This is a genomic window from Streptomyces sp. GbtcB7 (assembly GCF_019091445.1).
GTDB classification, from domain to species: domain Bacteria; phylum Actinomycetota; class Actinomycetes; order Streptomycetales; family Streptomycetaceae; genus Streptomyces; species Streptomyces mirabilis.
In genome coordinates, this window is sequence record NZ_JAGXJM010000020.1 from 93044 (window position 1) to 108191 (window position 15148).

Below are 15148 nucleotides of genomic sequence, written 5' to 3' on the forward strand. Positions count from 1 at the left end.
TCCGCAGATGCAAGCCGGAAGTCTCCTGTCGCATCGCATGAGCTGCACGATCGTTGTCTGGATGTACGCATGTGCGTTTGTACCGGACCACCTCCTGGGTACGGACATTCGGGAGGTGGTGCCCAGTGGGGCAGTCCCCGACTCAGTCGCCCGCTCACTCGCTCGCGTCGGTCGCCCTGACCGGAGACCTCGCCCGCCCCGTCCGGCTGACCGTGCCCGACCTGCTGGCCTGGCCCCAGCACCGGGCCCGGGTCAGCTTCGAGTGCGCCACCAGCGGCGTACAGCACCACCGCTTCGAGGGGCCCCTGCTGCACGACGTCCTGCACGACGCCGGACCGGGCTTCGACCCCGCCCGCCGCAAGGACCGGCTGCGCTTCCTCATCGCGGTGGCCGGGGCGGACGGCCATCACGCGCTCCTCACCTGGGCCGAGATCGACCCGGACTTCGGGCACGCCCCGGTCCTCCTCGCGGTCGGCATCGACGACACCCCGTTGGACCGGGCGGGCCCCCAGCTCGTGCTGCCCCAGGACCGCTGCGGCGCCCGGCACATCAGCGGCATCAACGCGATCCGCGTGGACGGCCGCTACCCGTCGTGGACGTAGACGGGCAGGGCATGGACGCCACGCACCCGCGTCTGCGAGCCTGACCCGCCGGGGAGGTCGTGGATGCTGCTGCGTCAGCTGGAGTACCTGGTCGCGCTGGCCAGGGAGCGGCACTTCGCCCGCGCGGCGGCCGCCTGCTTCGTCTCGCAGCCCTCGTTGTCCGCCGCGATCCGCCGTCTCGAACACGAGCTGGACGTGCCGATCGTGCGCCGGGGCCGACGCTACGAGGGGCTGACCCCGGAGGGGGAGGTGGTACTCGCCTGGGCGCACCGCATCCTCGCCGAACGCGACGCCCTGCACCAGGAGTTGTCGGCGCTGCGCGGCGGCCTGACCGGCACCTTGCGCCTGGGCATCGTCCCCACCGCGCTGCCCGCCGCCTCCCTCCTCACCACCCCGTTCTGCGAACGCCACCCGGGGGCCCGCGTCGGCCTGGAGTCCCTGTCGTCGGCCGAGATCACCCAGGGGCTCGCCGAGTTCGAGCTCGACGCGGCGATGACGTATCTCGACGACGAAGAGCTCCGTCACGTACGCCGCTTCCCGCTGTACGAGGAGCGGTATGTGCTCCTCACCCCGGTGACCGGTCCGCTCGGCGCGGCGACGACCGCCCGCTGGGCGCACGCGGCCGCCCTGCCCCTGTGCCTGCTGAGTCCCCGGATGCGCAACCGGCGGATCATCGACGAGTGCTTCGCGGCGGACGGCGCGAAGGCGACCCCTGCGATCGAGTCGGACAGTGTCGCCGGGCTGTACGCGCATCTGCCCAGTGGTCGCTGGTCCAGCGTGATCTCCCATGCCTGGCTGCACATGTTCGGGGTGCCGGAGGGGATGCGGGTGGTTCCGTTGGAGGGGCCCGCGCACGGGCCGAGGGTGGGGCTCGTCATGGTGCGGGACGACCCTCCGTCCGTCCTCGCGGAGGCGCTGTTGACGGTAGCGCGGGAGGCGCGGGTGAGGGACGCGCTGGACGCGCTGCTCCACACCTATCTGGGCGGGCGCGGTTGAGGGCGCGTTGATAGCCGCCGTCTATACGGGCATAGCGAGGTTCGCTTTGACCAGCGCGATCGGCTCCGAGGATCGTGACAGCACCGTCCGTTCAACGGAGCCCGCGATCAACGGAGTTGAGGAGAGCCGCGTCATGGCCAAGGTGCTCTGCGTGCTGTACGACGACCCGACCGACGGATACCCCACGACGTACGCCCGGGACGATCTCCCCGTCATCGACCACTATCCCGGCGGTCAGACCACGCCCACTCCGAAGGCGACCGACTTCACCCCCGGCCACCTCCTCGGCAGCGTGAGCGGCGAACTCGGTCTGCGCCGCTTCCTGGAGGAGCGCGGGCACACCCTGGTCGTCACCTCCGACAAGGACGGCGACCATTCCGTCTTCGACCGGGAGCTGCCGGACGCGGACGTCGTCATCTCGCAGCCGTTCTGGCCCGCCTATCTGACCCCCGAGCGGATCGCCGCCGCGAAGAACCTGAAGCTGGCGATCACGGCGGGCATCGGCTCCGACCACGTCGACCTCGACGCGGCCATCGCGCACGGTGTCACGGTCGCCGAGGTGACGTACTGCAACAGCATCAGCGTCGCCGAACACGTGGTGATGATGACGCTCTCCCTCGTCCGCAACTATCTCCCCTCCCACCAGGTCGTCCTGGACGGTGGCTGGAACATCGCGGACTGCGTGGCCCGTTCGTACGACCTGGAGGGCATGCACGTCGGTACGGTCGCCGCCGGACGCATCGGCCTCGCGGTGCTGCGCCGCCTCGCGCCCTTCGACGTGAAGCTGCACTACACGGACCGGCACCGGCTGCCGGCGGAGCTGGAGCGGGAGCTCGGGCTGACCTTCCACGCCACGGCCGCCGAGATGGCGCCGCTCTGCGACGTCGTCACCATCAACGCGCCGCTGCACCCGGAGACGGAGGGCCTGTTCGGCGACGAGCTGCTCGCCACGATGAAGCGCGGCGCCTATCTGATCAACACGGCGCGGGCCCGGATCGTGGACCGGGACGCGGTCGACCGGGCGCTGCGCGGAGGGCAGTTGGCGGGCTACGCGGGTGACGTCTGGTATCCGCAGCCCGCGCCGGCCGACCATCCCTGGCGCACCATGCCGCACCACGGCATGACCCCGCACATCTCCGGTTCGTCGCTGTCCGCGCAGGCCCGTTACGCGGCGGGTACCCGGGAGATCCTGGAGTCCTGGCTCGACGGGACCCCGATCCGGGACGAGTACCTGATCGTCGACGGGGGTGCGCTGGCGGGGACGGGGGCGCACTCGTACTCCGTCACCCGATGAGCGGGTAGACCGACGGCCGTCGAGGCCGCCGCCCGACGGGCCCGATGCGAAAGACAGGCCCTAGACGCGGTCGATGTGCACGTTCGTCGACTTCACGCGGGCGGTGGCCTCCATGCCGACCTCGAGGCCGAGTTCCTCCACGGCCTCCCGGGTCAGCAGGGAGACCAGCCGGTGCGGTCCGGCCTGGATCTCCACCTGGGCCGCCACGTCGCCGAGCTTCACGGCGGTGACGATGCCCGGGAACGCGTTGCGCACAGAGGTGTAGGAGGCGTCCTCCTCACCGCTGCCGCCCTTGGCGAGCTCGACGGAGAACGCGGCCAGATCCCGCCCGTCGATCAGCCGCCGCCCGCCCTCGTCCCGGTGCGTCGCCATCCGCCCGGCGTCCGCCCACCGCCGTGCGGTGTCCGGGCTCACGCCGAGCAGCCGGGCCGCCTGACCGATGGTGTAGGACTGCATGCGCGCCAAGATAGGCGCGAGATCCTTGCATATGCAAGCAAGCCCGTGGGGCGCGTCAGAGATCGCCCTTGACGTACGAGCGGGCCGCCGCCATCACGTCCTTGTGCCGGTCCTCGGCGATGGCCTGCAGCGGTGAGTCGTCCTCCAGCTGCGGGTTCATGCCGATCATCCAGGCGCGTGCCGTGTGGCAGTTCTCCTGGAGCTCGATGATCTGGAACACCTGGTAGGCCGCCCGCAGGCGCAGCTCGGAGTCGATTCTCGGGCTGTTCTGGGCGCTGGACCACTTGCCGACCTGCTTCGGGTCCTCGATACCGGCGATGAACGCGGTGAGTTTCTGCCCGAAGTTGTCCTGGAGGAAGCGCGCTATGTCGGCGATCGACTTCTGGACCGTGTTGGCGTGCGCGGTGGTCTCGGTGACCGTGTCGGTGACGCTCGTGGTGACCGTCTTGGACGCGGGCTCTCGCAGTGGCTGCATGATTCCTCGCTTCCTGGCGGTCATGAAACGGGTAAGACGCGGGATGGCGCGAGGGGTGACAGACGGGGTGTCAACATGGCGTCTCCTCAGTTGTGTTGAGGGAAGTCTACCCGTCAGAGGGTCTCTCACTCCACCGTTTTCCCCCCTTCAATCCCCTGTGAAATCCCACCTCGAAAATGGCGTGAGGGGTTTGACCAGGGGTTTTCTCCGTCGCCGTCGATGGGTACGGGACGGAGCACCGCCCGATCGGGCGACGCGGGTGCGGCCGAACGCCCGGGGGACGGGCGCCGTTCGGCGGACCCGAAGGCCCCGTTCAGGAGATCCACGCGCCGTGATGAGGAGATCCACGTACCCCGTTCAGAAGATCCGCAGGCCGTACTCCGCCGCGACCGCGCGCAGTTCGGGGGACTCCGGCTGGATGGGGCGCCGCTCGGCCTCGACGAGATCGACGTCGTGGAAGATGGCCCAGCAGGTGCGCCCGCCGTATCCGGAGCGGTAGGCGATGCCCTGGGCCAGCCGGTGGCCGGCGTCGTTGCGCTGGGCGACCGTCCAGGCCGCGATCTGCCGGGCGAGCCTGCGGTCGCGCCCGTGGATGTGCAGGTCGGTGAGCGGGGGCTCGATGTCCCACGCCGCCAGCTCGCCCCGGAGTTCGCGCGCGAGGACGGCCCGGGTGGCCTCGGCGTCGACGTCGAGGAACTGGGCGTCCTTGGCAGGTTCGAGCCGGACCAGGATGTGGTCCTCGCGCCAGCCCGAGGCCAGGTGGCCGAGCCTCATGTGGCTGGGCCGCTCGTCCCACTCGTGGCCGATGAGCCCGCGCAGCTTGGGGTGGACGCGGAAGGGCGCGAGCGCCTCGGCGTAACAGCCGGCCGGATCGCTGGCGCAGTACAGCATTCCGTAGGTGGCGAGGCTGAAGCGGCCCGCGCTGGAGCCCTGGCTGGTCTCGGGTTCGAGCCGGTTGTACTCCTTGGGGTGGTCCCTCTTGCCCAGCCGCCACACTCCGCGTTCCGGAGCGGGGACGAGGGACGGTAAGTGGGCTGTGGTCACCGCCGAAGGGCTGTTGTTCATCCTGGTCCTCGCTGCTGAGCTGATGGTCTGCGTCCGCTGCCGCACTGCCGGGGCGCCGCCCGGCGGGCCGAGGGGCCGGCGTTCGGGTGGCCCGCGCGGCCCGCGTGCCGTGCGGAAGGTGTGCCGCGCGGTCCGCACGAGGCGCGCGTCCCTGTGTCCCGCAGGTTCCCGTGCCTGTACGTTCCCGTGCCCGTACGTTCCTGTGGCCGTACGTTCCCGTGGTCGTACGTGTCCCTCGCCCGCATGTTCCGCCGGAACATGCGGGCGATCATTCTCCCGTAGCGCGCGCCCCCGGATGCCCGCTTCCACGCCGTGGCGGGGGCGCGAGAGGGGGGCGCTGGGGCACACGGGAGGCGCACGCCCACGTTCGGCGGCCCGGCGGGCGCCGGATCAGCGCCCCTCCATTCGGATGTCGAACACGCATACGCCCGCGACTCCGGCCGCGAGGAGGACGGGGTGCTCGGGGCGCGGGCCGCCCGGCTGCCGGGCGTCGAGCGCGTCGAGGGCCCCGAGCGGGCTGCCCGTCACGATCCGCAGCAGATGCGAGCCGGTGTCGGTGTCCCACAGGTGGATGGTTCCGCCGGGGCCCGTCGCCGCGAGGCAGGGGCGGCCGGTCGCGGTCCTGAAGAACGCCAGCGCGGCCACCGGCCCGTCGCCGATGTCCAGCCGCCGCCCGACCGGCCGCCCGGTGCCGGGATCCCAGAGCCGGATCGTGCCGTCCTCCCCGCCGGACGCGACGAGTTCGGCACCGTCCGGCTCGTCGACGGGCACGGCGGCGACGGCGTTGACGACCCGCTGCTCGCAGTGGAGCGGCGCCCCCACGGGCCGCAGCGTCACCGGATCCCAGAGCCGTACGGTCCCGTCGGTGCCCGCCGAGACGATCCGCGGACCCCGTGCCGTGTCGAGCACGGCGACGTCCCGGACGCTGAGCAGATGGTCCTCCCGGCAGGCCAGCGCACACACCCGGTCGAGGTCCCACAGGCGTACGGTGCCGTCGGCGCCCCCGGTGACCAGCAGGGTCCGCCCGTCGTGCGGGAAGGCGGCCATCGACCGCACCGGCAGGCTGTGGCCGAGGAGTCCGGCCAGCCGTGCGGGGGCGGCGTGGGCGCCCCGGTCCAGGGACCACAGCTGGATTCCGGCGTCGCTGTGCGCGGTCACCAGCAGGGGTTCGCCCCGGACGCGCGCCGAGGCGAAGGCGGTCACTGGGGCGTGGCCCGCCGGGAGGGCGATCGGGCGACCGGTCCCGGTGTCCCACAGCGCCGTACCGGACTCGTCGGCCACGGCGATCAGTGGCGCCCCGGCGGTGGACCCCGGACCGGACAGCGCCGCCGCGGTGACGGGCCGCCGGACCGCGCGCCCGGCGCCGACGCCCGGGCCGCCCGGCTTCCAGCGCCGCAGGGTGTGGTCCGCGCCGGCCGAGACGAGGACCTCCTGCCCGGCCGAGACCAGGAGCTTCTGCCCGGTCGGGGCGGGGAGTTCCCGCGAGGTGCCCGGCGAGGTGCCCGGCAGGGTGGTCAGAGCCACGGGAGGAGCGGTGTGCCCTTCCAGGGGGCCGCCGATCGCCGCGCCCGTCCGCGCGTCCCAGACCCGCAGGGTGTGGTCGCTGCCCCCGGACGCCACCGCCGCCCGGCCCGCCACGGTCAGGGCGGTCAGCGCGACGACGGGCCCCGCGGGCGGAGCGGGCGCGACGGCCGTCTCCCGGCCCGTCGAGGCGTCCCGGAAACCGATGTACCCCGAGTCGTCGCAGAGCGCGTATCGCCCCGGTGCCGCGAGGTCCACCAGGGCCCGCACCGCCCCCTCGTGCTCGTGCTCGTACGTGTACCCGTCGGCCCGCCGCGGATCCCAGACGCGCACGCGCCGGCCCTGGGCCACGGCCAGTGCCATCCCCTCCGCCCCGCCCAGACCGACCCCGCTCAGCAGGGCCGGCGCGGGATCGAGGGAGGGCAGCGGGGTGTCGACGGGCCGGAAGGTGACGGGATCCAGCGCGCCGAGACGGCCGTCGCTGTGGGCGACGAGGACGACCTCCGGGGCGTCCTTCGCCGCGAAGAGGGTGAGGGCGCTGACCCAGGTGCCGGGGCGGTGGACGGGTTCGGCGAGCAGCTGGCCCCGGGTGAGGTGCCAGACGCGCACCGAACCGTCGGTGCCCGCGCAGAGCAGCAGATCGCCCGGGAGCGGCAGCAGATGCTGGACCGCGCCGCCGTACGTGTGCAGCGGCGCCATCGCCGGTACGCCGTGCGGCTCCCACATGCGGATCGTGCCGTGGTTGTCGCCGCTGACCAGCAGGGAGCGGCCGTCGGTGGTCGTGGTGCGGGTCAGCGATTCGAGGCGGGTCTCGGAGACCGCCAGTACGTTGTCCTGCGCCGTCCAGTCGCTCCACAGCGGGGTGACGCGCGAACCGGACACCCGCGCGGCGGACGTGTCGAGCGGGGTGCGGGGGCGGGTCGCCGCGTGATGGGCCAGGTGCAGGCTCGTCAGCCGGGAGTCCGGACCGGCGCCGCCGATGAAGGGCTCGATGCGGGCCCACGCCTCCAGCCACTCCTGCCGTCGCGCGGCGCTCACCGCGTCGCTCTGCCGCAGCAGTGTGCGCACGTTCGCGCTGGACTCCCAGGGCAGTACGGCGAGCGGTACATGGGCGTCGTCGAGGACCTCGCCCCGGGCCGCGTGATGGGCCAGGTGGCGGCTGAGGTACGGGTGCGGCGGGATCGTCGGGTCCGTGGCGACGAGCCGGGCCAGCGCCTCGGCGATGAGCCGGTGCGCGTCCTTGGTGTCGGTCCACGCCTTGGAGTCGTCGGCCCACGTCTTCGAGTCGCCCGTGTCGGAGCGGCCCGGACGGGGCGCGCGGTACGGGCTGTCCGCGTCGCTCATACGGCGTCGCCCCCGACGCCGGCCAGCAGGTCCTGGCGGGGATCCCGCAGGAGCTCGGCCAGGGCTTCGTGGGCCGGCCGGTACACCAGCCGGTCGTCCTCGTCGTCGTGGGCCAGATATCCGGCGAGCCTGCTCTTCAGCAGGTTCTCGATCATCCGGTCCGGCTCCTCGACCGGCCGGCCGAGCAGCGCCCCGGCGACGGCAGGCCACACGTCCGACCAGGGGATCCCCGCGCCCAGCGCGAACGCGGCGGCCCGCAGCAGCGCGAGGGCGACCTCCGCGGGCAGCCCCTCGTCCTCGACGAGCGCCAGATCGCGCCGGAGCAGACCGATGGTGCCCGCCTGCAGCAGGTCGAGCCAGTCGGGGTTGCCCGCCAGCGCGTCGGGGTCGGACGCGTGGTGCAGCTGCTCGCCGGCCAGCCGGGCGTCCAGGAAGGACGGCCAGACCCGCTTGGCGACGGTCTCGGCCGCCTGCCGGGTGCTGTCGCCGTCGGACGTCTCGGCGCCGACCAGCGCCTGGACGTAGTCGGCGATGTCGCTCTCGCTGTCCGTCTCGTCGGTACGCAGCACGGACGCCGTGGGAAAGACCTCCCGGAGCGCGCCGAGCAGCCCCGCCTCCCGCCCCGCGGGGCCGGGAGGGGCGGCGCGGTCCGCACGGGGACGGCTGCTGCGTACGCCGATCAGCAGCCGCAGGGACCGCTGCCGCTCCGGGCGGCGCTGGCCGGGCAGGGCGGGGGCGGCGCCGCAGTGGGTGGTGAGCGGGGCGAGGACGTCCCTGACCACGCGGAAGGGTTCGACGGACTCGTCCAGGCCGTCGAGGACGAGTGTGACCGGGTCGCCCGGTTCGTCCAGATGGGCCAGCAGCTGGGTGCGGCGCAGTTCCACCGGGTCGTCGGTCGGCCCGGCCGGGCGCGGTGGCAGTTCCAGGGCGCGCAGCAGGTCGCCGAGCACGTCGGAGGCGGTGCGGTGGCGGGCCAGTACGGCGGCGGTGACGGAGCCCTCGGGCGGGACGGTCTCGGGCGCGGCCGAGCGCAGCGCGGGGCCGTAGCGCGGGTCGTCGCGGAACAGCGGGTCGCTGAGCGTCACGGCCCGCGCCAGCACGGCCGACTTGCCGCTCCCGGCGGTTCCGGTCAACAGCAGGACACCGCGAGGACGGCCGAGGAACGCGGTGACGGCGCGGCCCAGCCCCTCGCGACCGCTGAAGTACCAGCCGGGGTCGGTCTCCTGGGGGCGGCCGCTGGCGCGGTCGAGCCAGTGGTCGACCTCGTCGGCCGGGGTGGCGACCTGGCGGCGCGCGGGCCCCACCAGTTCCCGCACCGGCCGGTAGCCGGGGTTCGGCAGACAGGGCGTCAGGGCGGTCTGGCCGCCGCCGTCCAGGACCCGCTTGAGCCGGTGCTTGCGCCGCTCGGTGTCGGTGCCGAGTTCGCTCTCGAACTCCGTCATCAGATGGGCGACGCTCAGCCAGGGCGTGGTGATCTGGGCGGTGGTGCGCAGCCGCTCCAGCACACGGCGCATCACCGAGGGGAACTGCCGTACCTGGACCAGCTGGTCGTGGGCGCAGGTGGCGACGACGTCCAGGCTGCCGCCGGTGCGCCGGCTCGGCAGGATCTCCTGGTGCAGCTTCTCCAGCTCCTCGGCGATCCCGGCCGCGTAGCAGGTGTTGATGACGACCAGGACGTGTTCGGCGCGGGAGTCGAGGGCGGCGGCGACGATCTCGCTGGTGCGGATGGCCGTGGCCAGCTGGCGCCGGGGTTCGGTCCTCGGTAACTGGAGGAAATGGGTGCGGGAGGCGCCTAGTTGGCCGTGTCCCGTGATGAAGACGACCAGGGCGCGGCCGCGCATCTCGCGCACCCCGCTCTCGTGCAGGAACCGCTCCACGTCGTAGCGCTCGCGCAGCTCCGGCGCGGGGACGTGCGTGAAGGGCTCCGGTGCTCCCGGCGCGCACCACCAGTCGGCCACGACGGAGAGCTGTTCGTCGATGCCGGCGGTGAACTCCGCGTCCCCGTCGCCGTAGTCGCGGACGGCGAGGGTCAACAGGGTGCGCCGCGTGGAGTCCTCGTCCACGGCATTCACCGACGCACGGCCCGCCGTGGCCCGCCCCGTATCGCCGGCGTCCCCCGGCTCCCCGATCCTGACAAGCCCGCCCGCCCGCCCTCGCATGCTCTCTATTCTTCCCGCCATGACCGAGCCCTCGCAGCCCAATACCGCAGGCCGCCGCCTCGACGAGCGGCCCTACCGCCTCCCGGGCCTCTCCCCGAACACGACGCAGGACGCCGTCGTCGTCGTTCCCGGCATTATGGGGAGCGAGTTGTACGACACCGAGTCGGGCGACGTCGTCTGGGGCCTCGCGAACGCCGGATGGCTGCTGAAGGCGTGGACGGCGCCCCGGGGCTTACGCGCCCTGCGCCTCACGCCCGACGAACGCGAGGGCCGCCTCGGCCGCATCCGGGCCCGGCGCCTGCTGCGCACCCCCGCCTGGAGCCCGTTCCTGCGCGGCATCGAGCCCTACAACGACCTGGTCGCCACGGTCACCCGGAGCGTGGCCGACCCGGAGGCCGTGCTGCCCTTCGCCTACGACTGGCGACTGTCCGTCGCCACGAACGCCCGGTTCCTCGCCGAGGCGGCGCGCGAACACCTGGAACGGTGGCGGCGGCACCCCGCACACGCGCTCGCCCGCAAGCACCGGGTCGACGAACGGGAGGGTCGGCTCGTCTTCGTCGCGCACTCCATGGGCGGACTGCTCACCCTTGCCGCTCTCACCGACGGCCCCGACGGCGACCTCGCGGCGGACACACGTGGGGTGCTCACCCTCGGTACGCCCTTCCAGGGGGCGGTGGCCGCCGCCGCGATCCTCAACACCGGGCAGGGCGCGCCGGTTCCGCTGCCGCACGGCAGGCTCAGGAGACTCGCCTACACCATGCCGGGTCTGCACGACCTGCTCCCGACGTTCCCCTGTCTCGACGAGGGCCTGAACATCCGCCGGCTCAGCCCCACGGACATCGCCGACCTGGGCGGCGACAAGGATCTGGCCGTCGACTCCCAGACCCTGCACGACACCCTGCGCGGGCGGGCGCTGCCCGGGCACCGGGCGCTGGTGGGCATCAGCCAGCCCACCCTTCAGTCCCTGACCCTCCGTCAGGGCGTGTTGACCGCCTCCGAGCACTGCTACCGCGAGCACAGCGACGGCGAGCTGATGCGCGACGAGACGGGCGCCCCGCGCCGCTTCGACGTGGGTGGCGACGGCACCGTACACAAGGAGTCCGCGACCTCCCCCTTGAACCGCGCCATCGTGCCCCTCGCGCTGCAGCACGGTGCGCTGGCCCAGGGGGAGGCCGCGTTGGAGGCGGTGACCTCGTTCCTGGAGGAGGACGAGCACCTCGGCCCCCCGCAGGCCGGGGCACGGGTCGGCATCGAGGTCCCGGACCTCGTCGCGCCGGGCACGCCCTGGACGGTCCGGGTGAGCGGCGTCGACAGTCCCGCGGGGCTGGACTGCGCGGTCGAGGAGGTCGGCGGGGCCTTCGCCCGACCGGCTCGGCTGTACGGCGACGACGACCACCTCGCGGCCCGTGTCACCGTGCCCGCGCCCGGCCTCTACCGGGTCACCCTGGACACGGGCGACCCCACTCCGCTGACCCAACTCGTCCTCGCGGCCCCGGACGAGCGGGACGACGGCTGAGACTGCCCCGCAACCTGCGCCGACTATGGTGTCGACACGAATCGAACGCGAAATGGTTCGAACCGGTCCGGAGCGAGCGCTCCGGAAGGAACGGCAAGGGGCACGCGGTGGCGGACGAGGGGCGGCTGGTCGCCGGGCGCTACCGGCTGATCGAACAGATCGGCCGTGGCGGCATGGGCACGGTGTGGCGTGCCGAGGACGAGGTCCTCAGCCGGGAGGTCGCGGTCAAGCGGCTGCATGTCCAGCGGCACCTGACCGACGACGAGCTCGCCACCCTCCACGAGCGCACCCGCCGCGAGGCGCGCAGCGCCGCCCGTATCGCCCATCCCCACGTGGTCGTCGTGCACGACGTGGTGGACGACGAGGGGCTGCCCTGCATCGTCATGGAGTACGTGCCCTCCACCACCCTCGCCGCCCTGCTCGCGGGCGGCGGCGCGGTGCCGGCCACCGAGGCCGCCCGGATCGGCCTCGGCATGGTCGCCGCGCTGCGGGCCGCGCACGCCGCCGGGGTGCTGCACCGTGACGTCAAGCCGGGCAACGTCCTGCTCGGCGCCGACGGCCGCGTCGTCCTCACCGACTTCGGCATCGCCATGGCGACCGGCACCTCGACGCTGACCAAGACCGGCGAGATCATCGGCTCGATCGACTACATCGCGCCCGAACGGATGCGGGGCAAGAAGCCCGGACCCGCCGCGGACCTGTGGGCGCTCGGGGCGACCCTCTACCAGTCCGTCGAGGGGCGGCCTCCGTTCCGCAAGGCCACGGCCGTGGAGACGGCGTACGCCATCGCCGTCGACCCGGTCGACCCCATGAAGCAAGCCGGGCCGCTGGAACCCCTCATAGACGCGCTGCTCGCGAAGGAACCGCAGGAGCGGCCGTCGGCGGAGGAGGTGGAGCGGGTTCTGAGGGAAGTGGTCTCGGGGGTACCGACGCAGCTGACGCCCACGCGTCCGGTACCGGCACCGATACCGGCGTCGATACCGGCACCGGCACCGTCTCCGCCGACCGCGACGACGGTGGCACCGGCGCGGGAAGACGCACCGCCCCGGGCCCGTGGGCGCCGGGTGGCCGTCTGGAGCGCGCTGGCCGTGGTGCTGGCGGCCGCTACCGTGGCGGGCGGGTGGTCCATGACCCGGGGTGACAAGAGCGGCGGCACCCACCACAAAGCAGCCGCCTCCGCCTCCGCGCCGCCGGCCGTTCCCGCGGGCTACCACCTGGTCACGGAGAAGAAGCTGGGCGTCTCCTTCCCGGTCCCGGACGGCTGGAAGCGCGGCAAGGCGACGGCCGAACAGGTCACCTACGTCGACGAAACCCGTCTCGTGGACCTCACGATCGGCATGGTCGAGCCGGCGGGCGCGAACCCCGAGTCGCACTTCACGAACATCGAGGCGAACACCAAGCTCAACTACCCCTCCTCGTATCGGAAACTGCGCATGCAGCGCACCACGTTCCAGGAGAAGCCCGCGGCCGTGTGGGAGTTCACCTTCAAGGGCCGGGTCCGGGCGTTCCGCGCCATCGACCTGGGCTTCGGGCAGGAGGGCGGCCGGGAGTACGACATCTACCTCTCGGCTCCGGACCTCAAGTGGGACACCTTCCGCCCGGTCTTCGACACGGTCTCGGCGGGCTTCCGGGTCGGCTGAGTCCGGACGGCGGGGCCGGGACGGCAGAACCGCAGGTCAGGACCTGCCGTCGGTCAGTTCGCTGGCGTCGAGCGGCAGGCGCAGGCTGACCCGGCGGCGTACGGAGGCGAGTTCGCGGTGCAGGGGTGAGCGCGGTACGGCCAGTACCGGGCAGGCGGCGTGTGCGAGGCAGTAGCGCGCGACGGACGGGAACAGCGCCCGGCGCATGCGGCCGCGCCGCCCGCCGCCGATCACCAGGAGGTCGCCGATCCGGTCGGCGGTCCGCACCAGGGCGCGCCCCGGCCGGTCCCACACGACCAGCCCCCGGCACGGCACCCCGGGCCCGTCGGCGCCGAAGGCCGTGTCCAGGGCGGTGAGCAGCCGGTCGTCCGCCATCTGCCGGAACTCGGTCATCGGCGGCGCGAGCATCGAACTCGGGTGGGCGAGCGCGCCGCGCGGCGGTTCCCAGGCACCCACGGCCAGCAGTACGGCGCCGGTGCGGCGCGCCTCGAACGCGCCCCGGTGCAGCGCCGCCAGACTCCCCGGCGAACCGCTCACCCCCACGACGATCCGCCGCCGCTGTCCCTCGCCCATCGCTCGCTCACCCCTCGGCGTACGTCGACACGGGTATCCGCGTTCCATCGAACGCGGGGGGAGGGCGGCGGGCCAGGGTGTTGGCGTTCACCTGACGAGGTCCCGACCGTTCATGACACTTCGGCACACACCTCTGTCGTCCGCCCCGGTCGTCGGAGCTCGCGACGACCGGGGGGCGGTTGGGGTGCCTTGGATCAGCCGGCGCAGATGGTCAGGTTGATGGTGGCGCCGATGGACACGGTCTTCGGGCTGTGCGGGTCGACCGAGTGGACCGAGCCCGGCTTGCCGTTCTTGCCGCAGTCCACCTTGCTGACCGTGCCGAGCTTGAGCTGGCCCTTCAGCAGCAGTTGCTTGGCGAAGTCCAGGTCGAGGCCCGCGAACTCCAGCGGGAACTTGCTGCCCTTCAGCAGCACGTTGGTGGCGTCGTTGCCGGCCGCGGTGGTCGCGGCGGCGGGCTTCGCGGGGCTGGATCCGTTGGTGACGGCGGTGGCCAGGGCGGTACCGCCGCCGGCCACGATCAGGGCGGCGGCGAGACCCGCGATGGCCGTGACGCGCTTGCGGCGGGTCTTGCGCAGGATGCCGACGGTGTCGACGGACGGCGCGTCGGCGGAGTTCGCGAATTCGTTCATGGCGTTCACCAGTTCCTCTTCGAAGGGTGTGTAACCGGTGCGGCTGGAAGGCCGTGCATCGTGTGAAGTCATCGGTTTCCTTCCGTGGGCCGCTGCGGTGAAGGGCCGGGGAGCGCGGGGAACTGGCTTCTCAGCTTCTCGATCCCACGAGCGAGCTGGGACCGTACGGTACTCGTCGAGATCTTCAGATCGGCCGCGATCTCCGCGTCCGACAGATCGTGGAAGTACCGCAGGACCACGACCGTGCGCATACGCATCGGCAGCTGCTGAAGGGCGCGAACGAGCTGGTCCCTGCTGTCTATCTGCCCGTACTCGTCCCCCGGAGCGGCTCGGTCGCCGCCGCTGTCGGGGTGCGGGGTCGTGCGGCGGAATCTTCGCCAACGGTCGTTCGCCAGGTTCACCATGATCCGCCGCACATAGGCGTCGGGGGCGTCCTTGGCGGCGATCGTGCGCCACTTGCGGCAGGTCCGTTCCAGGGTCTCCTGGAGCAGGTCCTCCGCGGCTTCGCGACTTCCCGTCAAGACGAGGGCGCCACGGAACAGGGCGGCCGACCGGGCGGCGACGAAAGCGGGAAAGTCCATGTCCAGCGACTCGGTCCCGCCCCGCTCGGCGCCCAGCTTCCACTCGGTTGCCAGATCCACACGCTCCTCCCTTCCTGTCACCCCTCCACGACGGGGCAGCCCCCTCATCTGCTGCACGGGGGAGATGAGAGCTGGGTCACAGCGGCCGTATCGGTTCAGCATGCGGTCGGTATGCGGTCGGTATGCAGTAGGCATGCACTCGGCATGTACACGGCCCGGCAGCCTGACATAGCGGGATTTGCCCTCGGGGCCGGTCGTTAGGGTGAGCGCGCCAAAACGTCCGGGCCGAACCATGCC

Annotated in this window: 13 protein-coding genes; 5 read left to right on the forward strand and 8 right to left on the reverse strand. The window is 72.7% G+C overall.

Going from position 1 to position 15148, the window contains the following annotated elements:
* Positions 1–125: 125 nt before the first annotated feature.
* The 3 genes from KVT44_RS29960 to KVT44_RS29970 all read left to right on the forward strand — a co-directional run bounded on the left by KVT44_RS29960 (position 126) and on the right by KVT44_RS29970 (position 2892).
* Positions 126–602 (forward strand): molybdopterin-dependent oxidoreductase, encoded by a 477-nt coding sequence (locus KVT44_RS29960; protein ID WP_054234138.1) that lies wholly within the window; start codon positions 126–128, stop codon positions 600–602.
* 63 nt (positions 603–665) lie between these two features.
* On the forward strand, positions 666–1598 hold the full coding sequence (locus tag KVT44_RS29965) for a LysR family transcriptional regulator (RefSeq protein WP_217569976.1): 933 nt from the start codon (positions 666–668) through the stop codon (positions 1596–1598).
* A 133-nt stretch (positions 1599–1731) separates the two neighbouring features.
* Complete coding sequence (locus KVT44_RS29970) at positions 1732–2892, forward strand: NAD-dependent formate dehydrogenase (RefSeq protein WP_217569977.1); 1161 nt, start codon at positions 1732–1734, stop codon at positions 2890–2892.
* Between the two features lie 60 nt (positions 2893–2952).
* Here KVT44_RS29970 and KVT44_RS29975 read toward each other — a convergent pair whose 3' ends face one another.
* The 5 genes from KVT44_RS29975 to KVT44_RS29995 all read right to left on the reverse strand — a co-directional run bounded on the left by KVT44_RS29975 (position 2953) and on the right by KVT44_RS29995 (position 9816).
* Complete coding sequence (locus KVT44_RS29975) at positions 2953–3348, reverse strand: molybdopterin-binding protein (RefSeq protein ID WP_054234136.1); 396 nt, start codon at positions 3346–3348, stop codon at positions 2953–2955.
* Between the two features lie 55 nt (positions 3349–3403).
* Positions 3404–3823 (reverse strand): XRE family transcriptional regulator, encoded by a 420-nt coding sequence (locus tag KVT44_RS29980; protein WP_217569979.1) that lies wholly within the window; start codon positions 3821–3823, stop codon positions 3404–3406.
* A 357-nt stretch (positions 3824–4180) separates the two neighbouring features.
* The gene (locus KVT44_RS29985) at positions 4181–4888 is read right to left on the reverse strand and encodes an RES domain-containing protein (protein ID WP_217569981.1); all 708 of its coding nucleotides are present in this window, start codon (positions 4886–4888) and stop codon (positions 4181–4183) included.
* A 390-nt stretch (positions 4889–5278) separates the two neighbouring features.
* Positions 5279–7753 (reverse strand): WD40 repeat domain-containing protein, encoded by a 2475-nt coding sequence (locus KVT44_RS29990; protein WP_217569983.1) that lies wholly within the window; start codon positions 7751–7753, stop codon positions 5279–5281.
* Positions 7750–9816, reverse strand: coding sequence for an ATP-binding protein (locus KVT44_RS29995; RefSeq protein ID WP_308314149.1), 2067 nt, complete (start codon positions 9814–9816; stop codon positions 7750–7752). Before KVT44_RS29995 ends, KVT44_RS29990 begins: the two co-directional genes overlap by 4 nt.
* Before the next feature lie 232 nt (positions 9817–10048).
* Between KVT44_RS29995 and KVT44_RS30000 the strand changes: the two genes are divergently transcribed.
* Together KVT44_RS30000 and KVT44_RS30005 are read left to right on the forward strand one after the other, a co-directional pair.
* Positions 10049–11428 (forward strand): hypothetical protein, encoded by a 1380-nt coding sequence (locus tag KVT44_RS30000; protein ID WP_254650080.1) that lies wholly within the window; start codon positions 10049–10051, stop codon positions 11426–11428.
* Between the two features lie 107 nt (positions 11429–11535).
* Positions 11536–13068 (forward strand): serine/threonine-protein kinase, encoded by a 1533-nt coding sequence (locus tag KVT44_RS30005; RefSeq protein WP_217569989.1) that lies wholly within the window; start codon positions 11536–11538, stop codon positions 13066–13068.
* Positions 13069–13104: 36 nt separating this feature from the next.
* Here the strand turns inward: KVT44_RS30005 and KVT44_RS30010 are convergent, their stop codons facing one another.
* The 3 genes from KVT44_RS30010 to KVT44_RS30020 all read right to left on the reverse strand — a co-directional run bounded on the left by KVT44_RS30010 (position 13105) and on the right by KVT44_RS30020 (position 14851).
* The gene (locus tag KVT44_RS30010; protein WP_254650054.1) at positions 13105–13641 is read right to left on the reverse strand and encodes a universal stress protein; all 537 of its coding nucleotides are present in this window, start codon (positions 13639–13641) and stop codon (positions 13105–13107) included.
* A gap of 194 nt (positions 13642–13835) precedes the next feature.
* Entirely contained in the window at positions 13836–14342 is a 507-nt protein-coding gene (locus KVT44_RS30015; protein ID WP_190172624.1) for a hypothetical protein, read from the reverse strand.
* Positions 14339–14851, reverse strand: a complete 513-nt coding sequence (locus KVT44_RS30020) for a SigE family RNA polymerase sigma factor (RefSeq protein WP_099925518.1) — start codon at positions 14849–14851, stop codon at positions 14339–14341. Before KVT44_RS30020 ends, KVT44_RS30015 begins: the two co-directional genes overlap by 4 nt.
* Positions 14852–15148 lie beyond the last annotated feature (297 nt).